The 21631-nt window shown below is 65.3% G+C and carries 17 protein-coding genes and 1 tRNA gene; 8 read left to right on the top strand and 10 right to left on the bottom strand.

All coding sequences use genetic code 11. The features are described from left to right. The first annotated feature begins 31 nt into the window (after positions 1-31). On the top strand, positions 32-1633 hold the full coding sequence (locus ACW17X_RS03330; RefSeq protein WP_492099648.1) for a phytoene desaturase family protein: 1602 nt from the start codon (positions 32-34) through the stop codon (positions 1631-1633). On the opposite strand, the gene ACW17X_RS03325 is transcribed toward ACW17X_RS03330, so the two are convergent. Both ACW17X_RS03325 and ACW17X_RS03320 read right to left on the bottom strand, forming a co-directional pair. Further along, complete coding sequence (locus ACW17X_RS03325; RefSeq protein ID WP_492086926.1) at positions 1611-1988, bottom strand: response regulator; 378 nt, start codon at positions 1986-1988, stop codon at positions 1611-1613. The two genes, ACW17X_RS03330 and ACW17X_RS03325, sit on opposite strands and share 23 nt — an antisense overlap. After that, positions 1985-3520: a sensor histidine kinase gene (locus ACW17X_RS03320; protein WP_492099647.1), complete on the bottom strand. Its 1536-nt coding sequence runs from the start codon at positions 3518-3520 to the stop codon at positions 1985-1987. The genes ACW17X_RS03325 and ACW17X_RS03320 overlap by 4 nt, the downstream gene beginning before the upstream one ends. A gap of 98 nt (positions 3521-3618) precedes the next feature. Between ACW17X_RS03320 and ACW17X_RS03315 the strand changes: the two genes are divergently transcribed. Further along, positions 3619-5211 carry a carboxylesterase/lipase family protein gene (locus ACW17X_RS03315; RefSeq protein ID WP_492099646.1) on the top strand — a complete coding sequence of 531 codons (1593 nt, stop codon included), beginning with the start codon at positions 3619-3621 and terminating at the stop codon, positions 5209-5211. Here the strand turns inward: ACW17X_RS03315 and gor are convergent. The 4 genes from gor to glmU all read right to left on the bottom strand — a co-directional run bounded on the left by gor (position 5168) and on the right by glmU (position 9128). Next, complete coding sequence (gene gor, locus ACW17X_RS03310; protein WP_492099645.1) at positions 5168-6550, bottom strand: glutathione-disulfide reductase; 1383 nt, start codon at positions 6548-6550, stop codon at positions 5168-5170. The genes ACW17X_RS03315 and gor overlap by 44 nt on opposite strands. A 130-nt stretch (positions 6551-6680) precedes the next feature. Further along, positions 6681-7013, bottom strand: coding sequence for a hypothetical protein (locus ACW17X_RS03305; RefSeq protein ID WP_492099644.1), 333 nt, complete (start codon positions 7011-7013; stop codon positions 6681-6683). 70 nt (positions 7014-7083) lie between these two features. Next, entirely contained in the window at positions 7084-7767 is a 684-nt protein-coding gene (gene rpiA, locus ACW17X_RS03300; RefSeq protein WP_492099643.1) for a ribose-5-phosphate isomerase RpiA, read from the bottom strand. Continuing rightward, entirely contained in the window at positions 7764-9128 is a 1365-nt protein-coding gene (gene glmU / locus ACW17X_RS03295) for a bifunctional UDP-N-acetylglucosamine diphosphorylase/glucosamine-1-phosphate N-acetyltransferase GlmU (RefSeq protein ID WP_492099642.1), read from the bottom strand. Before glmU ends, rpiA begins: the two co-directional genes overlap by 4 nt. A gap of 102 nt (positions 9129-9230) precedes the next feature. Between glmU and ACW17X_RS03290 the strand changes: the two genes are divergently transcribed. The 5 genes from ACW17X_RS03290 to ACW17X_RS03270 all read left to right on the top strand — a co-directional run bounded on the left by ACW17X_RS03290 (position 9231) and on the right by ACW17X_RS03270 (position 13226). After that, positions 9231-9944, top strand: a complete 714-nt coding sequence (locus tag ACW17X_RS03290; RefSeq protein ID WP_492099641.1) for an HAD-IA family hydrolase — start codon at positions 9231-9233, stop codon at positions 9942-9944. Between the two features lie 99 nt (positions 9945-10043). Next, positions 10044-11333, top strand: a complete 1290-nt coding sequence (locus ACW17X_RS03285) for a dicarboxylate/amino acid:cation symporter (RefSeq protein ID WP_492099640.1) — start codon at positions 10044-10046, stop codon at positions 11331-11333. Positions 11334-11389: 56 nt separating this feature from the next. After that, positions 11390-11464: transfer RNA gene (locus ACW17X_RS03280), tRNA-Val, on the top strand. 248 nt (positions 11465-11712) lie between these two features. Continuing rightward, on the top strand, positions 11713-12786 hold the full coding sequence (gene rsgA / locus ACW17X_RS03275) for a ribosome small subunit-dependent GTPase A (RefSeq protein WP_492099639.1): 1074 nt from the start codon (positions 11713-11715) through the stop codon (positions 12784-12786). A 113-nt stretch (positions 12787-12899) separates the two neighbouring features. Then, positions 12900-13226, top strand: a complete 327-nt coding sequence (locus ACW17X_RS03270) for a hypothetical protein (RefSeq protein ID WP_492086915.1) — start codon at positions 12900-12902, stop codon at positions 13224-13226. A gap of 130 nt (positions 13227-13356) precedes the next feature. Here ACW17X_RS03270 and ACW17X_RS03265 read toward each other — a convergent pair whose 3' ends face one another. The 4 genes from ACW17X_RS03265 to ACW17X_RS03250 all read right to left on the bottom strand — a co-directional run bounded on the left by ACW17X_RS03265 (position 13357) and on the right by ACW17X_RS03250 (position 19545). Further along, a complete protein-coding gene (locus ACW17X_RS03265) occupies positions 13357-14127 on the bottom strand; it encodes an acid phosphatase (protein ID WP_492099638.1) in 771 nt (256 codons plus the stop codon). Positions 14128-14153: 26 nt separating this feature from the next. Beyond that, positions 14154-15731, bottom strand: a complete 1578-nt coding sequence (locus ACW17X_RS03260; RefSeq protein ID WP_492099637.1) for an alkaline phosphatase D family protein — start codon at positions 15729-15731, stop codon at positions 14154-14156. Positions 15732-15811: 80 nt separating this feature from the next. Further along, complete coding sequence (locus ACW17X_RS03255) at positions 15812-18019, bottom strand: TonB-dependent receptor (protein WP_492099636.1); 2208 nt, start codon at positions 18017-18019, stop codon at positions 15812-15814. Between the two features lie 275 nt (positions 18020-18294). Next, on the bottom strand, positions 18295-19545 hold the full coding sequence (locus ACW17X_RS03250) for a TetR/AcrR family transcriptional regulator (RefSeq protein ID WP_492099635.1): 1251 nt from the start codon (positions 19543-19545) through the stop codon (positions 18295-18297). A gap of 367 nt (positions 19546-19912) precedes the next feature. Between ACW17X_RS03250 and ACW17X_RS03245 the strand changes: the two genes are divergently transcribed. Next, on the top strand, positions 19913-21583 hold the full coding sequence (locus ACW17X_RS03245; RefSeq protein ID WP_492099634.1) for an MFS transporter: 1671 nt from the start codon (positions 19913-19915) through the stop codon (positions 21581-21583). Positions 21584-21631 lie beyond the last annotated feature (48 nt).

Here is a 21631-nt window from a genome sequence, read left to right as displayed (position 1 = left end):
GACGGTGCTATGGCTTGGTCGGAGAGGGACCATGGCAAAGACCGAAACCGACGTCGTCATCCTTGGGGCAGGCCACAATGGACTGGTCTGCGCCTTTTACCTCGCCCGTCGGGGATTGAAAGTGACCGTGCTGGAGCGCCGCTCGGTCGTCGGGGGCGCAGCCGTGACGGAGCCGTTCCACCCTGGCTTTCGCAACTCGACCGCCAGCTACACCGTCAGCCTGCTCAGTCCCGCCGTCATCGCCGACATGGAACTGGCGCGACACGGGCTGAGGATGGTCGAGCGGCGGATGTCGAACTTCCTGCCGTTGGACGACGGACGCTATCTGGCGGCGGGGCCGGGCCGGACGCGGGCGGAGGTCGCGAAATTCTCGACGCGGGACGCCGAGCGGCTGGAGGCCTATGAGGCGCGATTGGAGACGGTGGCGGCCCTGCTGCGGGATCTGACGCTGAAATCGCCGCCGAACATGGTCGAGGGCGGCTGGTCGGCGGCTCTGCCGGAGATGCTGAAGGCGGGAAGCCTGGGGCGACGCGTCGCCGGGCTGGATCAGACGGGGCGCCGCGACCTGCTGGACCTGTTCACCAAATCTGCGGGCGATTGGCTGGACGGCTGGTTCGAAAGCGATCCGATCAAGGCCCTGTTCGGGTTCGACAGCGTGGTCGGCAACTACGCCAGTCCCTACACGCCCGGTTCCGCCTATGTGCTGTTGCACCATGTCTTCGGCGAGCTGAACGGGAAGAGGGGCGTCTGGGGTCACGCCCTGGGCGGCATGGGGGCCATCACCCAGGCCATGGCGCTGGCCTGCGCCGAACAGGGGGTCGAGGTGCGGCTGGATACGGCTGTGAGCGAGGTCCTGATCGAGAAGGGCCGGGCGATCGGCGCGGTCACCCAGGACGGCGACGTCGTGCGGGCGCGTGCTGTGGCGTCGAACCTTCATCCCCGCCTGCTGTTTGAGACTCTGGTCGACCCCAGAGCGGCGCCGGCGGACTTCATGGAGCGGATAGGGCGGTACGCCTCCGGCTCGGGCACATTCCGAATGAATGTCGCGCTATCGGAACTGCCGAAGTTCACCGTCCTGCCTGAAGCCGGCGATCATCTGACGGCGGGCATCATCATCGCCCCCAGCCTGACCTATATGGACCGCGCCCATGCCGAGGCGCGACTGAACGGCTGGTCCTCGACGCCGATCGTTGAGATGCTGATCCCCTCGACACTGGACGACAGTCTGGCGCCGGCGGGCGCTCATGTGGCGAGCCTGTTCTGCCAGCATGTCTCGCCTGATCTGGAAGACGCGCATCGCGACACGGTCGCCGATCTGATGATTGATACGGTCGACGCCCATGCGCCGGGCTTCAAGGCTTCTGTTCTGGGGCGGATCGCCTTGGGCCCAAAGGATCTGGAGCGACGTTTTGGACTGGTCCGCGGCGACATATTCCACGGAAGACTGAGTCTGGACCAGTTGTTCAGCGCTCGTCCGGCTCTGGGGCATGCCGACTACCGAATGCCGGTCCCGGGACTTTACCTGTGCGGATCAGGGGCTCATCCCGGCGGCGGCGTAACGGGCGCGCCGGGTCATAACGCCGCGCGGGCGATCCTTATAGACCTCAAGCCTAGGCTTGGCCGACGCCCATAGCCTTCATCAGGGCGTCCCGGATCGCCGCCTCGGTGAAAGGTTTCTGCACGGTGGCCGAGCCCCGCCATTCCTCGGGCAGGCCGCCTTCGCCATAGCCGGTCGAAAAGACGAAGGGCACGCCGCGGGCTCTCAACGCCTCCGCCACCGGGAAGACCTGCCGGCCAGCCACATTGACGTCCAGCAGGGCGGCGTCGAGACCGACGGTGTCGCGGGCCATGGCCTCGCCTTCATCGATATTTGAGGCCGGACCGATGGGGATGCACTCCATATCCTCCAGGATGGTCTCGAGCAGCATGGCGACGAGCGACTCGTCCTCCACCACCAAAACACGTCGGCCGTTCAAGGGTTGGGTCATTGGGCATGCGTCCTGTCGAGTGGAACCGTCAGTTCCGCAATCAATCCATCGTTGGCGTAGACCAGATCGACCTCGCCCGCCAGATCATGGCGAATGTTTCGTTCAATCAATCGACTACCGAAACCTCTTCTGTCCGGTAGCGTAACTTTCGGGCCGCCGATTTCACGCCAAGTCAGCTTGAGAATGCGTTCCGGTTGGTCCTTGATGTTCCAATCGATCAGGACGCGGCCGTCTGGCGTGGAAAGGGCGCCGTATTTCGCGGCGTTGGTGGCGAACTCGTGGAAAATCATGCCGAGGGACAAGGCCGTTGCCGGCGTCAGAGCAGTCACGGGACCGTTCAGGCTGATGCGACTGAGCCCAAACGCCTCCGTCTCGTGCATCAGGATGGCCTGCAGATCGGCGCCCTCCCAGTGGCTGAGGGTCAGGAGATCATGGGTGTGAGACAGGGCCAGGATGCGGGATTGGAAGGTTGAGGCGAAACTGGCCGGGTCGGTGTGGGAACGCGCTGTCTGAATGGCGATCGACTGCACCGTAGATAGCGTATTCTTCACGCGATGGTTGAGCTCGTCAATCATAAGCTTCTGTAGTCTAGCGGCCTTCACGTTCTCTGTGACGTCGTGTCCCTGCACAAAGACGCCGACGACAGCGCCCCCTTCGTCACGGATCGGCTGGTAGATGAAGTTGAGATACAGGGTTTCTAGCGGCCCGCCGGGCGTACGCTGCAACAGCGCTTGGCTCTCTCGACCTTCGTGGGCCTGGCCCGTTTTGAAGACTGCGTCCAGGAACTCATAGTAGCCTTGACCCGCCAATTCCGGCAGGGCCTCGCGGAGCGGCTTTCCGGCGATGTCACGATGCCCGATCAATTGGCTGTAAGCCTGATTGTGCATCTGAAAGCGGTGTTCAGGCCCGGTCAGAATGGCGACGAATCCCGGCGCCTGCATGAACATTTCGACTAGGCGGTTGCGTTCCGTCTCCAGCCGCCGATTGTCTTCCTGCACCGATTGAGCGCGCCGAAGGACTGACCCGCCGATCAGAGCGTCCAATGCCGTCGTTGGCTCGTCGGTTCGTATCGCCGGCGAGAGATCTGTGACGTCCATCGTGTGTTGAAGAAGAAGGACGACCTCGCCCTCTGCATTCATCAACGGCGTATGTGTCGCGCTCCAGATCCGCTCTTCGAACACCTCGCTTCCATCGTCGCGCACGCGGGGCATGGCGTAGCGCACGACGGCGAGGTCGTCGCGCTGGCGCGTATCGCGCGCCTTTTCCAGCGACGCCCTGACCTGTCTCACATTGTCGGGGGCGTCGTCGCCGGGGCCAGAATCGAACGCCGTGAACAGGGGATGGCCTATGATCTCCTCGCGTCGCGCGCCCGTGACGTCGAGATAGGCCTGATTCATCTCGACGATGCGCAGATCCGGCGTCAGCAGCAGATAGGGATTGGGCGAAGCCTCAAAGGCGCTCGCCACCTCCACGAGGGAAGCGCTCGTTGTTTTATGTGTAGTCAATCGAAGCCCCGACCTCAGCCAAGCCATAATGCGCGACGGGCGAAAAGGGTTCGCTACCGAACACAGAATTTTTCCCTTTGTTCGTTCGTCATTGGCCTGTTGAGAGAATTTGCTAAGGACGCGGCATGACTTTCGTAGGCGCCTTGGCCACTCTCTCCCTCATGATGGCTCAACCGACAGATCAGCCGCCGGTGGCTCAGCCTGTTGTCCAATTGCCGCAAGGCGCCTTGGCCGGACGGACTGAAGACACCGTCGCTTCGTTCAAGAATATCCCCTATGCCGCCCCGCCGGTCGCGGAACAGCGCTGGCGGCCGCCAGGCGAGGCTCCGCGCTGGGAAGGCCAACGGGACGCTACGACCTATGGCGCCATCTGCATCCAGGCCACACCGCAGGGCGATCCCGGCGTCGGCCCCTTGCCGATGAGCGAAGACTGTCTGAATCTGAATATCTGGCGGCCCTTGGACGTGACGGCTCCGGCCCCGGTCATGGTGTGGATCCACGGCGGCGGGCTGGTCAATGGATCGGGCACCGCCGCCCTCTATGACGGTTCGCACCTGGCGCGGCAGGGCATGGTGGTGGTGACGCTGAACTACCGCTTGGGACGTCTGGGCTTCTTCGACCATCCGGCCTTGGCGGCGGAACGACCGGCGGAAGAGGCGGCCGGCAATTACGGGCTGATGGACGTCATCGCCGCGCTAAAGTGGGTCAGGAGCAATATCGCGGCCTTCGGCGGCGACCCGGGCAATGTGACGATCTTCGGCGAGTCAGCGGGCGGGGCCATCGTGACGCGGATGATGATTTCGCCGCCGGCGCGGGGGCTGTTCGACCGGGCCGTTGTCCAGTCGGGCCTGGGGCGCGAACTGCAGACACCGCTGGATCGGCGCGGCGCCTATGATCTTCCGTCGGCGCGCGAGAGGGGCGAGGTCTGGGCCCATGGCCACAATCTTGTAACGGCGGCCGATCTGCGCGCGGCTCCGGTGGAGCAGTTGCTGACTCCGGCGCCGGTCTTCGCCAACGGCGACTTGAGCCTCATCGACGGCCGGATCGTGACCTCGACCGTCGAGGCCGCCTTCCGGGCCGGACGTCAGGCGCCCGTGCCGATGATGATCGGGACGAACAGCGCCGAGTTCTGGTGGATGAAGCCGACGGATCGCAACGGCTACGGCATGATCGACGACGACATGACCTGGCTGGAGCGGGCCATGATCACGGCCGCCTATGGCGGAGAGGCGGGCTTCGACCGGGGCTTCATCACCGATGCCGTTTTCAGCGAGCCCGCGCGACGGCTGGCGCGGCTGCACACGGCGGCGGGACATCCGGCCTATCTGTACCGGTTCGATATTTCCTCGCCGGACAATCCTGAGCCTCACGGCGGGGCGACTCACGCCATCGAACGCCCCTATGTGTTCGGAACCCTGCCTCTGCTGCCTTATTCCGTACGAGACGCAGATCGCGCGGCGTCGGAGGCGATGACCCGCTACTGGACCGCCTTCGCCAGATCAGGCGATCCCAATGGAGTAGGGCGGCCGAACTGGCCCATGGCGGAGCTGGGCGATACCCAGCTGATACAGTTCCGGAACGACGGTCCCGTCGCGACTGGGGTTCCCGAGGCGGGACGGCTGGATCTGATCGAGATGTTCCGGGAACGGCCTCATCCGATCAACAAGCCAGCGGTCACCCCGCCGAGGTCGCTCCCGACTGTTTCTCCTTCAGCGTAACCAGCTCCTCGGCCATGGTGGGGTGAACGGCGCAGGTAGCATCCCACTGGGCCTTGGTCAGGCCCGCCTTCACGGCGATGGCGGCGAGCTGAATCATCTCCGGGCTGTCCGGCCCGACGATGTGGACGCCGACGACACGTTGGCTTTCGGCGTCGACCACCAGCTTCATCAACACGCGTTCTTCCGAACCGGTGAAGGCGTATTTCATCGGCCGGAACCGGGTCACATAGACATCTACACCCGCCGAGCAGGAACGCCGGGCCTCGGCTTCCGATAGGCCGACAATCCCGACCGGCGGCTGGCTGAAGACCGCCGTCGCGACGGCCTCGTAGTCGAAATGCTGAGGGTTGTCGCGATAGACAGTCTGGTGGAAGGCGACGGCCTCGCGGATGGCGACGGGAGTCAGGTTCATCCGGTCGGTGACGTCCCCGATCGCCCAGATGTTGTTGGCCGTAGTCTTGGAATAGGGATCGACCTTGATCGCCCCTTCGTCGTTCAGCTCTACGCCGGCCGCCTCGAGGCCCAGACCCTTGACGTGAGGAATCCGACCGGTGGCGAACATGACCACGTCGGTTTCCAGCTTCATCCCGTTCTCGAGGTGATTGACCAGACCTGTCGCCGTCTTCTCGATTTTCTCGTGCTGGCAGCCCAGGACGACCTTGATGCCGCGCTTCTCGATCTCGCCGGCCAGGTGGGCGCGGACATCGTCGTCAAAGCCGCGCAGGATGTTGGGGCCGCGATAGATCAAGGTCGTCTCGACACCGAGGCCGGCGAAGATGCCGGCGAATTCCACCGCGATATAGCCGCCGCCTGCAATCAGTATGCGTTTGGGCAGTTCGGGTAGGTGGAAGGCCTCTTCCGACGTGATGGCGTGTTCAATGCCGGGCAAGCTTTCCGGCTTCCAGGGCCGGCCGCCGGTGGCGATCAGGATCTTCTCGGCGGTGAAGGTCTGGTTCTTGCCGACGATCTCGACCGTATGGGCGTCCTTCAGCACGGCGCGCCCATGAACCAGTTCGACCCCGGCCTTGCCCAGATTGGCGGCGTAGATGCCGGACAGACGGGCGATCTCGACGTCCTTGGCTTCCAGGAAAGTCGGCCAATCGAACTTCGCATTGTCGAATGACCAGCCATAGCCTTCGGCGATCTCCAGCGCGTGGCTGACCTCGGACGCCATGACCATGAACTTCTTTGGCACGCAGCCCCGGACCACGCAGGTGCCGCCGACACGGTACTCCTCCGCCACCGCGACCTTCTTGCCGCCCAGTGCGGTCAGGCGTGCGGCGCGCACTCCGCCGGAACCGGCGCCGATGACGAAGAGGTCGTAGTCATAGTCAGCCATCGGGTGCTCCGGCATTCAGGTACGGAAAAGCGCCTGAACCATCTGGTTCGCTTGAATGCCGCGACGGACACGCCGCAGCTTGGCGCTGGACTTAAGAGCCGGCGCCGGCTGGGGCAAGGCTGACGAAGCTTCAGCTGGCTGGCCGACCCTTCGCTATGCGGGCGTTGGCCTCGCGTGTCTTTGACCCTTGGCCGGTCATCACCTCGGTACGGTGGGGCCGGTTGTTGTGGTTGCCGCCTTGCTGAAACGGCTCATCCAGCGGTTCGCCGTCGTCGGCGTAGTCAGCAACTTCGCCCGCCGCAGGGGCCGCCAAGGTTGCATCCCGATAGTCGTCGGCGACGTAGGATTTCGCCTCAGGGTGGGTTGTCACATGCTGTTCACGCGCTTGATCGTTGGGCGCCTGCGGTTCGTTGGCGGCGTTCTGAGCTGTCGCGGTCGGAGATTCGGTATTCTGGTGCGGCATGGTTCGCTCCCTTTTGTCTGTGGTGAAGGGATAGCGGGCGAGAGGCCGGGGTCGTTCCGAACTGTCGCGTTTACGGCTGGATGGTTTCGAAGCCTTGGTCCGTGCCGATGATCGCCAGATCCGCCAGGTCGAGGAACAGGCCGTGTTCAACCACGCCCGTGATCAGCTTCAGGTCGTCGGCCAAGCGCACCGGATCATGGATGGCCTTGCACCCAGCGTCATAGATCAGATTGCCGCCGTCGGTGCGGACCAGGCCGCGATCCGCCTGGCGCACCCGGGCGGGCTGGCTGATGTCATGATCGATCAGGACGTCGGCGATGCGGTTGGCCGTGGTCTTGTGGCCGAAGGCGACGACCTCGATCGGCAGGGGGAAGGTTCCCAGCACCGGCACCACCTTGGCCGCATCGGCGATGACGATACAGCGGCTCGACGCCTCCCACACCAGTTTCTCGCGCAGCAGGGCCGCGCCGCCGCCCTTGATCAGGGCCAGGCCGGGACCGACCTCGTCGGCGCCGTCGACGGTCAGGTCGATGCGGGGCGTGTCTTCCAGCGTGGACAGGGTCAAGCCCAGTTCCCGCGCCAGATCGGCGGTCTTTTCCGAGGTAGGGACACAGCGCAGCCCAGAAAGGCCGCGCGCCGCCAGGGCCTTGACGAACCAGGCGGCGGTCGAGCCGGTGCCCAGGCCCACGACCATGCCGGCCTCGACATGGGCGGCGGCGGCCTCGCCGGCGTTCTTTTTCTGGATGTCGCTCATTTCAGCTTGGCGGCCTTCGCCGCTTCCTTCTTGGCTTTGGCCTTCTCGCGGAAGGCGGCGCCGGCGTCCGGCTTGAGGGTTTGACGCGCACGGCCGAAGGCCAGGGCGTTCTCCGGCACGTCCTCCGTGATCACCGAACCCGAGGCGACGATAGCCCCGGCGCCGACCGAGACCGGCGCGACCAGGCTGGAGTTCGAGCCGACAAAGGCGCCGGCTCCGACCTCGGTCCGGGCCTTGTTGAAGCCGTCATAGTTGCAGAAGATGGTCCCGGCCCCGATGTTGGCGCCGGCCCCGACCGATCCGTCGCCCAGATAGGCCAGGTGATTGGCCTTGGCGCCTGCGGCCATCTTCACATTCTTCACCTCGACGAAATTCCCGACCTTGACCCCCTCGGCCAGGTCCGCGCCGGGGCGCAGGCGGGCGTAGGGTCCGATCTCGGCGCCGGAGGCGACACGCGCGCCCTCCACATGGCTGAAGCTGCGGATGCGCGCGCCGCCTTCGATCACCGCGCCGGGCCCGAAGACGACATAGGGTTCGATCACGGTTCCGCCGCCGACCTGCGTGTCCCAGGCGAAATGGACGGTGTCGGGCGCGCTCATGGTCACGCCCGCCGCCAGGAAGGTCTCGCGCTGGACGCTCTGGAAAAGGGCTTCGGCCTGGGCCAGTTCGGCCTGGGAATTGACGCCCATGACGGAATCCTCGGCAGCGAAGACGGCGCGGGTCGGATGACCGGCCTTGCGGGCCAGCTCCACCACGTCGGTCAGGTAGTATTCGCCCTTGGCGTTGTCGTTGCGGACCTCGGCCAGCAGCGAGAAGAGCAGGGCGGCCGGGGCGGCCATGACGCCGGAGTTGCAGGCCGTGACGGCCAGAACCTCGGGCGAGGCCTCCTTGGCCTCGGTGATGGCGGTCAGGGTGTCGCCGTTTAGGATCAGCCGGCCGTACGCGCCGGGATCGCGGGCTTCGAAGCCGATGACGGTCACGCCGTCCACGTTGAACACGGGCTCGATGTCGCTGGCCTTCAGCAGGGGCACATCGCCATAGGTGACCACCACCTCGCCGTCGAAACCCGCCAAAGCCTGTTCCGCAGCGCGAACGGCGTGACCGGTGCCCAAAGGCGGATCCTGAACCGCGATCGCCGCCTCGCCCAGACGCTTGGCGACATGGGCGCGGACCTCGGGCGAATGGGTTCCGACCACCACGACGATCCGCTCGCAGCCCAGCCCCTCCGCCGCGTCAATGGCGTGGTCCAGCATGGCGCGGGCGCCGACGGGGTGCAGCACCTTGGGCAGGGGCGATTTCATCCGCGTGCCCTGGCCGGCGGCGAGAATGATGGCGGCGCGAGGGCGCGTCTGGCTGGTCATGAATCGTTCCGGCGTCTAGTCGTCGTCCGCCGTCTACAGCGCGGCCGCCATTCCGTCATCCTCAGGCTTGATGCCCTATGACGAAACGAAACGAGAGTGACCATGACCGATCGCGACCTTGAAGGCTGGACCATCGCCTTCGACCTGGACGGGACCCTGGTCGATTCTGCGCCGGACCTGGTCGGAACCCTGAACCGCCTGCTGGTCGAGGAGGGGCTGCCGCCCGTGCCCATGAGCTCGGCCCAGACCCTGATCGGGTCTGGCGCGCGGGCGCTGCTGGTCCACGGGTTCGAGGCGGCGGGCGCCTCGGTTGAGCGAGCCCAATCGGACGAGCTGTTCGAACGATTTCTGATCGACTACGCCGCCCATATCGCCGACGGGTCCCGAGCGTTCGAGGGCGTGGTCGAAACCCTTGAACGCCTGACGGAACGCGGGGCCATCCTGGTTGTGGCGACCAACAAGCGGTCGGACCTGTCCGAGCTTCTGCTCGAGAAGCTGGACCTGACCCGGCATTTCGCCGCCATCGTCGGGCCGGATCGGGTCAGCGCGCGCAAGCCATCGGGCGCCCATCTGAGGGAAGCCGTGGTCAAGGGCGACGGCGACCCAGAGCGGGCCATTATGGTCGGAGACGCAGCGCCGGACGCCGAGGCGGCGCGGGACGCAGGCATGCCCTGTATTCTGACCACCTTCGGCTATACGCCGGTGCCCGTCGAAAGCCTGGGCGGCGACGTCCTGATCGACGCCTTCGAGGACGTCGAGGAGGCGATCGACGGCGTCCTGTCCGACTTCTATGTGATGAGAGCGCTGAAATTCTGAGGGCGCCGGACAGTAAATCTGGGGTCTAAACCCGCGCTCGCGCGGTTGCGGATGCGGGGCGCGATGGCCAGTTTGGCGCACCCCATCGAAAGCGCGTCCATGTTCGCTCGTTTCTTCAAAATCCCCCTGTGGCAACGCACCTTCGCCGGCCTGGCTCTGGGCGTCATTGCGGGTCTGATCCTGCGCGAACGCGCCGAGGTTTGGCTGCAGCCGATCGGCGACGTCTATCTGAACCTGATCCGCATGGTCGTGGCGCCCCTGGTGCTGTTCACCATCGCCAGTTCGATCGCCAAGCTGGGGGAGGGCGCCGGGGCCGTGCGGCTGGGCGTGCGGACTCTGGTCTGGTTCGCCATCACCTCCCTGCTGGCGGTGCTGGTCGGTTTCGCCTTCGGCCAGATCATCAATCCGGGCCTGGGCCTGTCCAACCTGCCGCTGGGCGAGGTCAAGGAGCGGGTGATTCCGACCCCGCTGGAGGTGTTGATCGGCGTTGTTCCCACCAACCCGTTCGCCGCCCTCGCCGAAGGAAAGGTGCTGCAGATCATCTTCTTCTCGGCCTTGGTCGGGATGGCCCTGGTGGCGCTGGGCGACCGGGCCCAGGGCGTGCGACGGCTGGTGGACGAGGGCGCCGCCGTCATCTTCCGCATCACCCGCTGGGTGATCCAGCTGACCCCGTTCGGGGTGTTCGGCCTGATCGGGTCGGTCGTCGGCGGCTATGGTTGGGAGGCCCTGTTGCCCCTACTGAAGTTCATCGGCGCCATCTACGCCGCCTGCCTGTTCCACATCCTGATCGTCTATTCGGGCCTGCTGAAGGTCCACGGCCTGAAGGTGACCAGCTTCTTCCGCGGCGCCTTCGCTGCCCAGCAGACGGCCTTCGCCACTTCGTCGTCGCTGGGCACCCTGCCGATCACCCTCCGCCAGACGGTCGAAAGACTGGGCGTGCCCCAGGCCTACGCCGCCTTCGCCGTGCCTCTCGGCGCCAACGTGAAGATGGATGGCTGCGGCGCCATCTATCCGGCCATCGCCGCGATCTTCATCGCCCAGTATTTCCAGATCGACCTGACGCTGACCCAGTACATTTTGATCGGCCTGACAGCGGTCCTGGGGTCGCTGGGCACCGCCGGAGTCCCGGGAACGTCCATCGTCATGCTGACCCTCACCCTGTCCACCGCCGGCCTGCCGCTGGAAGGCATCGGCTATATCGTCGCCATCGACCGCGTCATTGACATGATGCGGACGGCGACCAACGTCACCGGACAAATGCTGGTGCCTGTGCTGGTGGCCAAGGAAGAGGGCATTCTGGACGAAGGCGTCTACAACGGTCACGTCGCCTGGTTGCCCGGCGATCCCGAGGCCGAGACGCCGGAAACCGTACAAGCCGCCGGAATCTGAAACGGACGCTTGCGCGGCGCGAACGACCGGGCTATGTCGCCGCCTCCGCAAGGCATGGATGCGTAGCTCAGCGGGAGAGCACCTCGTTCACACCGAGGGGGTCACAGGTTCAATCCCTGTCGCATCCACCATCTTTCCTTTTCTAAGACCACAGGCTTGACCCGCTCGGAATATCCGAACGGATCAAGCGCGCGATCGCGTTTCACTCCGGCGCGCCTCAGGGACGGATTTCGGACGCTCTCCGCAAGATAATTCGGACGTCGTAGGCTGCGCCGAGGAAGTGATAGGGTGTGGGCGCCCGCGGTTTCTGAGACGCCTGCTAAAGGGTTTCAAGGCGACGGCAGGACGATGTCGTCGCAGCCAACAGGGATCCCTTGATTTGATCGAACACTATGGTTGGTCTGCGTCTCTGGCGAAGGCCTTCGAGCCCCACGAGCATGAGGGCCACACGCCGGGACGCATCATCCTCCACAAGCGGGACGGCTACGTCGTTGCGACAAACGACGGAGACATACGCGCCAAGCTTTCGGGTCGGCTGCGTCATGAGGCGGGGGAAATCGGGCATCCCGCGGTAGGGGACTGGGTCGCTTTTTCGCCCAGCGCGCAGGAGCGCACGGCCACGATCCACGCCGTCTTGCCGCGCCGCACCGCGTTCGTCCGAAGGGCGTCGGACAGCATGCGGAAACTGCAGATCCTGGCCGCAAATGTCGACGTGGCTTTCATCGTCACATCCTTGAACGGTGATCTCAACCTGCGCCGGATCCAGCGATATCTGGCGGCGGCCTGGGAGAGCGGGGCCCGACCTGTATTGGTGCTGACGAAATCGGACCTGTGCGACGATCCGGAAGGCCAGGTCGAGAGTATCGTCGCATCGGAACCGGGTTGTCCTGTCCTGATGGTGTCGGCCCGCCAAGGCGTGGGTCTTGACGCCTTGCTCGCCCAGGTGGGGAGGGGAGACACCTGCGTGCTGATCGGCTCATCCGGCGTCGGCAAGTCCACCCTGGTCAACGCCTTCCTGAACGAAGACCGGATGGCCACCCAGGCGATCCGCGAGACCGACGATCAGGGGCGGCACACCACCAGCCACCGCGAACTCATCCTGCTTCCCGGCGGCCGGTTGATCCTGGACACTCCAGGCATTCGCGAAGTCGGTTTGATCGACGCCGAAGAAGGCGTGAGCGCCGTATTCGAAGATGTCGAAAGTCTTGTCCAGGGCTGTCGGTTCACCAACTGCAGTCATGCCAACGAGCCGGGCTGCGCCGTAAAAGCCGCCGTGCAGAGCGGCGCGCTCGATCCCTCCCGGTGGGCGCACTACCAGAAATTGACGCTCGAAGCGGTTGCGGCGCAGCACGAACAGGAGAGGGCGGCGAAGGCTGTCGAGCGCCGCCGGCTCGGCGCGCTCCAGAAGGCGTACCGCGCCACGAAGAGGAACGACCGGGGCTCGGCCGACTGATCGAACAGGGCCTTGGTCGAGTCCCATTTAAGACAGGGCGGTTCGGACGAATTATCGCCTTTCCCGCAGGCAATCAGGCTAGTCGGAAGATTCAAACCTGAGAGAGTTCAAAAATGCCCGCGTACACAATCGTAACCACCAGTGCGACCCAGGGCGGCGACACCGCCGAGGTCAACACGCTGACGGACGACTTCGCCAATGACAGCGAGGCGCTGGGCTACGCACGTCGGATGGCTGATGAGATGATCGACATGGCTCACCAGCTGCTGCTCGATTTCGACTACAGCAATGTCGGCGTCTATGATGGCGATCTGATCGACGAGGACATCACGCCCGATCACGCCGCGCTGATTGGCGTGTGGGTGCTCGACGAGGACGGTTCTGCCTTCGTGTCCGCAGAAGAGTTCCGCGAGGGCGCGACCGAGGCCGAGCCTTCCTGACCGACAATGGGCAACTTGCCTTGTCGCGGGCCAGGGCGTCGAGCGACGGGGGGGCGGATATGTCCGGATCCTTCCGCACGGTCTTCAACATAAGGCCGCGCGAAGGCGCAGTCGGGGCGGTCGCCGCCGGCTACTGGCCCGCCCACCGGGCCTGAGCCAGTTCGCGGGCCGCCACGGCGAAGTCGGCCTGGAAGGCTGGGTCCGCTTTCAACGCCGCGACCAAGGCCGCGCCGACGATCCGGCCCGCCTCGACGTCGCTGGCGTAGTGGACGCCGCAGATCATCCGGCTTTCGCCATAGGCCAGGCCGCGCGCCAGGACGGCGTCGGCGCGGTCGGGCGCCATCTCGGCCAGCACCAGGGCCCAGGCCCAGCCCAGGGCCGAATGGCCCGACGGATAGGAGCCGCTGGCCGTCAGCCAGGCCGGCGGGGTGAAACAGGTCTCGGCCGGGTCGGTCACGAAGGGCCGCGGGCGGGTGAAGCCGCGCTTGGCCGGGGTCTGGATCGTCTCCAGGTCGCCCAGCATTCGGCCCAGCAGGCGGGTCAGGGTCGGCATCCGCTCCGGCACGAATTCGATACCCAGGGCGTCGTCGAAGACGCGCGGGGCGCCAGGCGTCTCGATCTCGTTGTCGGCGCGGGCCTGAGCCCAGCGGGGCGTGTCCTTCAGGGCGCGGGTCCCGCGATAGATGGCGATATCGTCCTGGTCACGCAGGGATCCGGCCTCGGGCGGCGGCGGCAGGAAGGCGGCGGCGTTGGGCGCGGTCGCCGTATCCAGATAGCCGTGCGGATGGTCGCGGAAACCGGTCCAGAAGGTCGGGGTCGCGGCCGGGGCGGAGGCACAGCCGAACAGGGCGAACGCGAGGGCGGTCGCCGCCAGGCGGCGACCGAAGGGCAGGATGCTCATGGAGGAACTCTAGAACTCTTTGGAAATCAGGCGCGCTGGGCGCCGGGGCGGCCGTCCTCGACGACCCAGGTGTTCAGGGTGGACAGGGCGGCTTTGGGATCGCGCACGTCGCTGATCGCCTGGTAGCGGGTGGTCATCAGGCCGGGCGTGACATCCATCGAAATATAGCCGCGCACGCGACTGTCGAAGAATTTGATGTGCGGATTGGCCGGCATGGCCGACATCAGCCCCTCATAGGGCGGGCCGCCCGAGGTAATCGAGGTGCCGACGAACTCCGTCGCCACGACAGGCGAGGACTCGTCCCTGCTGTCCAGCAGCACGTCATTGGTCCAGAACGAATGATAGTCCCCGGCCAGAACCACGGGATTGTGCGGCTTCAGGCTGTGCAGCGCCTGGGTCATCCGGTCGCGCGCGGCGGGGAAGCCGTCCCAGGTGTCGGTCCAGTAGCGGACCTCGTCGCCTCGGTTCTCGAACCTCAGCCCGGCCATGACCAGATCCTGGCCCAGGATGTTCCACCGGGCGTCCGACCCCGCCAGACCGTCATAGAGCCAGCGCTCCTGTTCGAAGCCCAGGAAGGTGCGCGACGGGTCCAGACGATCGGAACACTGGCTGTCGGCGACAATCTGGCCCTGGGCGCCGCCTTCATCGATACAGGCGCCGCGGGACCGATATTGACGCCCGTCCAGCATGAAGAACTCGGCCAGATTGCCATAGCGGACACGCTTGTGGATCGGCATCTGCAGCCGGGCGTCCACACGGGTGCGGCGGATCGGCATGGCTTCGTAGAAGGCCTGATAGCCGGCGGCGCGGCGCCGCAGGAAGTCTCCGGGCTTGCCGCCCTTGTCGGGCCAGACGCCGGAATAGTTGTTCAGCACCTCGTGGTCGTCCCAGGTGACCAGACAGGGCGCAGCTGCGTGCAGGCGCTGAAGATCCGCGTCGGTGCGGTGCAGGGCGTAGCGGTTGCGATAACCGGCCAGCGTCGTGGCCTCCTCGAACCCATAGTTCCGCACATTGCCCGCCGCCCGTTCGCCGGTGCGGCTGTACTCGTAGATATAGTCGCCGAGGAACAGGGTCAGGTCCGGCGCCTCGTCGGCCATGTGGCCATAGGCGCTGAAATAGCCGACCTCCCAGTTCGAGCAGGAAGCCACGGCCAGCTTGAGGCGATCAACGTCGGCGTTGGCGGCCGGAGCGGTGCGCGCCAGACCCACCGGGCTCTGCTGACCGGCGGCGGAGAAACGGTACCAGTAGGGACGGCCGGGGGGCAGGCCCTGAACCTCCACATGGACGGCGTGGGCGGCGGAACCCTCGGCGGTGACGCGACCCGCCGCAGCGATACGAGTGAAGCGCTCGTCGGCCGAGACTTCCCACAGGACGTCCATCGGTCCCGAGAGACCGCCCAGGCCGTCGGGCGCGATCGGATCGGCGGCGAGGCGGGTCCACAGGACAAAGCCGTCGGGCCAGGGGTCGCCGCTGGCGACGCCCAGGGGGAACAGATAGGCGCCGCCGGCGTGCGCTTGGCCGAAGCGCAGGACCGCCGGTGCGGCGACCAGGCCGCCGATCAGGGCGCGCCGGCTCATCGGCAAGGAGGGTTTGAGCAGTATCATCGGCGACGTCCTGGCAGGCGAAACAACAGCGGAAGAGATCGGCGGGCCGGACCAGCCGGCCCGCCTGTAGGCGACGTCGCTTAGAAGTCCATCGTCAGGCGCGCGCCGACCGTGCGGCCTTCGTTCGGCGAACTGGTGGGGCGGGCGCCGCCGTTGAAGTTGTTGCGGGTCTCTTCGTATTCGGTGTTGAAGAGATTGCGCGCCCAAAGGCCCACACGCCAGTTGGCGTTCTCCGGACCCGCGCTCAGATTGGCGTTCCACAGCCAGTAGCCCGGCAGGACCGAGGCCGAAGAGGCGTTATAGATGCCGTCACGCTGGTTGTAGTTGGTCTCGGCCCGCAGGGCGAAACCGGCCATCGACCAGTCATAAGCGATGGAGCCGCCGTAGTTGAACTTCGGGAACTGCAGCGGCTCGCCCGAGCGGTCGTTCGAGATGATGATGTCCCAGGGACCGTCGACCGGGTTGGCGGCGTTGGTCGCTGCGGCGTCGATGGCGAAATACTCGCTGTATTCGCCTTCCTTGTAGCCGTAGTTCTGGCTGATCGTCAGGCCGGCGAACGGGGTCCAGGTCAGTTCGATCTCGCCGCCGTAGATTTCGGACTTGGGCACATTGGTGATCTTGCCCAGCTGGCCGGTTTCGCGGCTGTATTCGGTGCCCTGGATCTGCTGGTTTTCGTAGTCGTAGAAGAAGACCGCGCCGTTGACGCGCAAGGTATTTTCGAACAGATCCGACTTGATCCCGGTCTCATAGGCGATGACGACTTCCGGCTTGAACGGGGTCTGGGACTGGCCGTTGTAGGTGGTGAAGCCGCCCGATTTCACGCCGCGCGCCACGCTGGTGTAGAGCAGGGCGTTTTCGGCCAGGTCGTATTCCAGGCCGAAACGTCCGGTCCATTCCGACAGCGAGGTCTCGTAGGACTTTTCCGGTCCTACCGCGACGTTCAGGCGGCGCGTGCCGGTCGTGGTCAGGCTGCGGTCTTCGTTCTCGTAACGCAGGCCCGCGATCAGGCTCAGGCGATCGGTCAGGGCGAAGCTGTTGTGGGTGAAGACGCCGATAGCCTCGACCGACTGGTCATAGGGGGTGTTGATCAGGTTGCGGTTGGCGCCGCGGAACTCGGTGTAGAAGCCGCCGTCTATGCTTTCGTCGGCATAGTGGGCGCCGACCATCCAGTTCAGGCGGCCGGCCTCATTGGACAGACGCGCCTCCTGCGAGAAGGCCGTCAGATCGTTGTAGAAATAGACGTCCGATTCTGCGGCAGGCGTGCCGTCCCAGTCATTGTATTCCGAACGGCTGAAGGTCTGGTAGGCGGTGATCGTGTTCAGCGTGGCCCAGCCCAGGTCGGCGCGGACGCGGGCGCTCAGATCCAGGCCGTCGTTGTCGCGGCCAGGCTTAGCGTCCAGGCTGCGACCGGACACGCCGGCTAGGGCCTCGGAAATCTGCCAGCCGGTGATGCGGCGGGCGGTGTCCGCCGGATAGGTCACGCTGCCGTCGAAGACAGGGTAGGGGGCGCGCAGGCGGAAGCCCAGGCCGTCCGACTTGTCGACGGCGTAGGTGGCGGACAGATCAACCGTGACGTCTTGCGTCGCGTCCCAGGTCAGGCGGCCGCGCACGGCGGTCTTGTCGCGATCGCCCAACTTCTCGCCGGTCGTACGATGGTACTGCCAGGCGCCGCCCTGTTCGGTCACGGCGGCGAGGCGGCCCAGCAGGCCGGAAGCGATCTGACCGGAGACATAGCCCTCGACCTTGTAGCGGTCGTAGGAGCCGTATTCGGCCGTGAAGCCGGCGCGCTGGTCCATGGTCGGGGCGTTGGTGATGATGTTCACTGCGCCGCCGGTGGTGTTGCGGCCGTACAGGGTGCCCTGCGGTCCGCGCAGCACTTCAAGCCGGGCGATGTCGAACATCGCGCCCTGGGTCGTGACCGTATAGGGGTGCGCGACCTCATCGACATAGACGCCGACGGTGGAGGCGTTGTTGCTGGAGTATTCGCGCGTGCCGATGCCGCGGATGCGGAAGGCGGGCTGGCCGCTGCCGAACTGGCTGTCGACCTCCAGATTGGGCACGACGTTCTCGATGTCGTTGATGACGTTGACGCCCTTCTCGTCCAGATCCTGTCCGCCGATCACGGACAGGGCGACGCCGACGTCCTGGCTGGACTGTTCGCGACGCTGAGCGGTGACGACGATGTCATGAACCGTCGCCGCATGGCTTTCGGTATGGGTTTGGGCTGAAGCGGGCATGGCCGCCAGGGCGAGGACGACGCTCGAGGCGCCGAGAAGAAGACGTTGCATTTTGACCATCCATCGGGCGACGCGCGGGGACACCCCCTCCCTCGCGTGTCGATGCGTTGCGGGATGTCGTCGAACAGCCGCTTGTCCGGCCGTTGGTCGAGGCGTCTCACGCAGCGGGGAGGAAGGGCGAGGCCGCCTTCGGTGCGCCGGAAAAACAACTGTTCGACAACGGTTCGGCAATAGTCCGGCCGTACGATGCTTTTGTGAAGCTTGCCTGAAGTGTTTCTTTCAGTGCCAAGAACGCTGGTGTCTCAGCGCGGATAACGCACGTTCTATCAGGTGCGACACGCAACCAGTTGGAGCGCAGCCGCCTCAAGGTCGGTTGTGGTCAGCGGTACGCCGGTCGCGCACGCCATCAGCGCGGCGCCCTTGATCCAGAGGGCGAACCGCGTCGCCGCCAACCGGTTCAGATCGAAATCGGCGGGCCAGACGCCCGCGCTGTTGTAAAATGTACCGCCACCCTCGGGGCCGCGCAGCAGCATGGCCAGATCCTGGAGCGACGGGTCGCGCCGCGCCTCCATGCAAACGCTGGCGATTAGCCGAACATACCGCACGTAGAAGCCCTCGGCGTCCGGTTCGATGGAGACGGTCGGCGCCATGATCCGACCCCAACTGTCCAGATCGGCTGCGGCGGGATCGCCCTCGGGCCTACGACCGGCCAGGTAGCGGGGCATGTCGCGGAACACGCTGTGCCAGACCGCGTCCAGCACGAACCGTCGCATGTCCGGCCAGTGGTAGGCGATGGTGGAGGTCGATGTTCCCGCCACGACGCTGACCGAGCGGTTGGTGACGGCCGTCAGACCCTTCGTCATTATTTGATCAGCGGCGATGTCCAGAAGCTTGTGGCGCATGGATCCGGGCTCCAGGCCGTCGGCCGGCGCCTGGGGCAGGACCAGTCTTTCACGGTACCAGAAGGTCGCCGTTGCGGGACGGTCGGGATGACCAAAGGCGTGATCCAGCAGGCTGGACAACCCCTCCGCCGCGATGACCTCGTAGTCGGCGCGCCCCATCAGCGCGCCGGCGTAGAACTGTTCCACCGTCAGCCAGGAGATCAGGGCCGGAGCGAATTCGGCGACCCGGGGGGCTTGGGCGAGATGAGTCAGCCATGCGTCTCGCCGCAGCGCCTCCCACCGGATCATCAGGGCGCGTCTAGCCGGAGCGGGATCCGCGTCCAGAACCAGGGCCTCCCAAATGCGCGCAAACCCGGCCGCTTCACCAGCGCGTAGGCGCAGGTAATGCTGGGCGAGGGGCAGGAGGGTGTCCCGGTCCAGGGGCAGGCCGCGAACGGCTGCGAAGAACTCAGCATGAAAGGCGCCGTCTCTGCGCATCGCCTCTTCCGCGACCGCCTGTATAAGGCCCGACTTCGCCCCGAAAAGATTGACGATGACCGTCGTGCTCTTGCCGACCGCCTGAGCCAGGTCGCGCATCGTCAGACTATGAAGCCCGTTCGAGGCGGCATGGGTAATCGCCGCGTTGATGATCTGCTGGGCGTCGGCGGTGCGGCTCGTCGCTTGGACTTCAGGCATGCGCCTCAATGCAATCCAAGGGACAAGCTGTCGAGGGCGTGAATGCAATGATTGCGCAATGCGATCGAATGTCGGCTTTCAGGACGGCAACTGAGGTTCGAAAATGGCGCATCCACCTAGCGCCTGAGTCCAACGAACCCGGAACCAAACTGCCGCTCAGGCCCAGAGTCTCGAGAATCTGGAACACCGACACTTTATCCGCCTGGAATATGCGCCTCCTTCACATAATATCTCTTAGGCGAGAAAATGACGTCTTCGACCAAAGTCTCCCTGACGCTTGGCTGCAGGCTGAGCCACTCTCCCGCCGATAAGCGCCGCTTGCGGCGTGAAACGGTCGGAAAGACCTGATAGCTGGGAGGCTACGCTAATGACGGACAGCGCCACGGGTGCGCCGGTCGATGAGTATGTGGTGGGTAAGAACGACAAGCTGGTGATCCTGGCGTCGTCGGTCGGCACCGTTATCGAGTGGTATGATTTCTATCTGTACGGGTCGCTGGCCGCGATCATCACGGTTCAGTTCTTCTCGGGCGTCAACGAAACGACCGGCTATATCTTCGCCCTTATGGCCTTCGCCGCCGGGTTCGCAGTGCGGCCGTTCGGGGCCATCGTGTTCGGGCGGCTGGGCGATCTTTGGGGTCGCAAGAACACCTTCCTGGTGACCATGCTGCTTATGGGTCTTTCGACCTTCGTGGTCGGTCTGTTGCCGCCCTATGCGGCCATCGGCATCGCGGCGCCGATCATCCTGGTGCTGATGCGACTGATTCAGGGCCTGGCCCTGGGCGGCGAATACGGCGGCGCCGCCACCTATGTGGCCGAGCATGCGCCACATGGTAAACGCGGCTTCTACACCTCCTTCATCCAGATCACCGCGACCGCAGGCCTGGTGCTGAGCCTGGTGGTCATCCTGGGCGTTCGCGTCGCCGTGGGTGAAGACGCCTTTGCGGAATGGGGCTGGCGGATTCCGTTCCTGGTCTCGATCCTGCTGCTGGCGGTATCGCTGTGGATCCGTCTGAAACTGTCCGAGAGCCCGTCGTTCAAGCGGATGAAGGCCGAGGGCAAGGGTTCCAAGACCCCGCTGAAGGACTCCTTCGGCAAATGGCCCAATCTGAAGCTGGTGCTGATCGCCCTGCTCGGCCTGACCGCCGGCCAGGCCGTGATCTGGTACACGGGTCAGTTCTACGCCCTGTTCTTCCTGGAACGGGTGATGAAGGTGGATGCGACCCTGGTCTATGTGATGCTGACCATCGCCCTGGTCGCGGCCTCGCCCTTCTTCATCTTCTGGGGCTGGCTGTCGGACAAGGTGGGACGCAAGCCGGTCATCCTGGCCGGGTGCCTGATCGCCGCCCTCACCTATTTCCCGCTGTTCAACGCCCTGACCCAGGCCGCCAATCCGCGCCTTGCCGCCGCCGCCGCCTCGGCGCCGGTCGTGGTCTACGCCGATCCGGCGGACTGCAACGTCCAGTTCGACCCCATCGGCAAGACCGTGTTCAACCAGTCCTGCGACGTGGCCAAGTCTCACCTGGCCAAGGCCGGCGTCACCTATACCAATATTGAGGCGCCCGCAGGCACGGTGGCTGAGGTGCGGATCGGTGATCAGGCGGTCGTACAGAGCTTCCGCGGCGACGCCATGACGCCGGCGGACTTCGCGGCCCAGAAGAAGACCTGGGACAAGGATATGAGCGCCGCCCTGACCGCCGCCGGCTATCCGGCCAAGGCGGACAGCGCTCTGGTCAACAAGCCGATGGTGGTGCTGATCCTGTTCATCCTCGGCTTCTATGTGACCATGGTCTACGGACCGATCGCGGCGGCCCTGGTCGAGATGTTCCCGACCAATATCCGCTACACCTCCATGTCCCTGCCCTATCATATCGGCAACGGCTGGTTCGGCGGCTTCCTGCCGACCACGGCCTTCGCCATCGTGGCGGCGACGGGGAACATCTACTCCGGCCTTTGGTATCCGATCATCGTCGCCCTGGCGACGGTCGTGCTGGGCTTCCTGCTGGTCAAGGAAGGCAAGGATGTCGATCTGAACGCCTGATCCTGCTTTCGGGCGTGAATGAGGGGCGGGTCGTCGAAAGACGGCCCG

It is taken from the genome of Brevundimonas sp. FV1ye4L, assembly GCF_058681255.1.
The sequence above is the reverse complement of the archived record's forward strand: the minus strand, read 5'-3'. Positions and strand labels throughout refer to the sequence as shown.

Excerpts from the sequence above, each read along its gene's own strand:
- ACW17X_RS03330 (WP_492099648.1), top strand. The coding sequence starts at position 32 with ATGGCAAAGACCGAAACCGACGTCGTCATCCTTGGGGCAGGCCACAAT.
- ACW17X_RS03325 (WP_492086926.1), bottom strand. The coding sequence starts at position 1,988 with ATGACCCAACCCTTGAACGGCCGACGTGTTTTGGTGGTGGAGGACGAG.
- ACW17X_RS03320 (WP_492099647.1), bottom strand. The coding sequence starts at position 3,520 with ATGGCTTGGCTGAGGTCGGGGCTTCGATTGACTACACATAAAACAACG.
- ACW17X_RS03315 (WP_492099646.1), top strand. The coding sequence starts at position 3,619 with ATGACTTTCGTAGGCGCCTTGGCCACTCTCTCCCTCATGATGGCTCAA.
- gor (WP_492099645.1), bottom strand. The coding sequence starts at position 6,550 with ATGGCTGACTATGACTACGACCTCTTCGTCATCGGCGCCGGTTCCGGC.
- ACW17X_RS03305 (WP_492099644.1), bottom strand. The coding sequence starts at position 7,013 with ATGCCGCACCAGAATACCGAATCTCCGACCGCGACAGCTCAGAACGCC.
- rpiA (WP_492099643.1), bottom strand. The coding sequence starts at position 7,767 with ATGAGCGACATCCAGAAAAAGAACGCCGGCGAGGCCGCCGCCGCCCAT.
- glmU (WP_492099642.1), bottom strand. The coding sequence starts at position 9,128 with ATGACCAGCCAGACGCGCCCTCGCGCCGCCATCATTCTCGCCGCCGGC.
- ACW17X_RS03290 (WP_492099641.1), top strand. The coding sequence starts at position 9,231 with ATGACCGATCGCGACCTTGAAGGCTGGACCATCGCCTTCGACCTGGAC.
- ACW17X_RS03285 (WP_492099640.1), top strand. The coding sequence starts at position 10,044 with ATGTTCGCTCGTTTCTTCAAAATCCCCCTGTGGCAACGCACCTTCGCC.
- ACW17X_RS03270 (WP_492086915.1), top strand. The coding sequence starts at position 12,900 with ATGCCCGCGTACACAATCGTAACCACCAGTGCGACCCAGGGCGGCGAC.
- ACW17X_RS03265 (WP_492099638.1), bottom strand. The coding sequence starts at position 14,127 with ATGAGCATCCTGCCCTTCGGTCGCCGCCTGGCGGCGACCGCCCTCGCG.
- ACW17X_RS03260 (WP_492099637.1), bottom strand. The coding sequence starts at position 15,731 with ATGATACTGCTCAAACCCTCCTTGCCGATGAGCCGGCGCGCCCTGATC.
- ACW17X_RS03255 (WP_492099636.1), bottom strand. The coding sequence starts at position 18,019 with ATGCAACGTCTTCTTCTCGGCGCCTCGAGCGTCGTCCTCGCCCTGGCG.
- ACW17X_RS03250 (WP_492099635.1), bottom strand. The coding sequence starts at position 19,545 with ATGCCTGAAGTCCAAGCGACGAGCCGCACCGCCGACGCCCAGCAGATC.
- ACW17X_RS03245 (WP_492099634.1), top strand. The coding sequence starts at position 19,913 with ATGACGGACAGCGCCACGGGTGCGCCGGTCGATGAGTATGTGGTGGGT.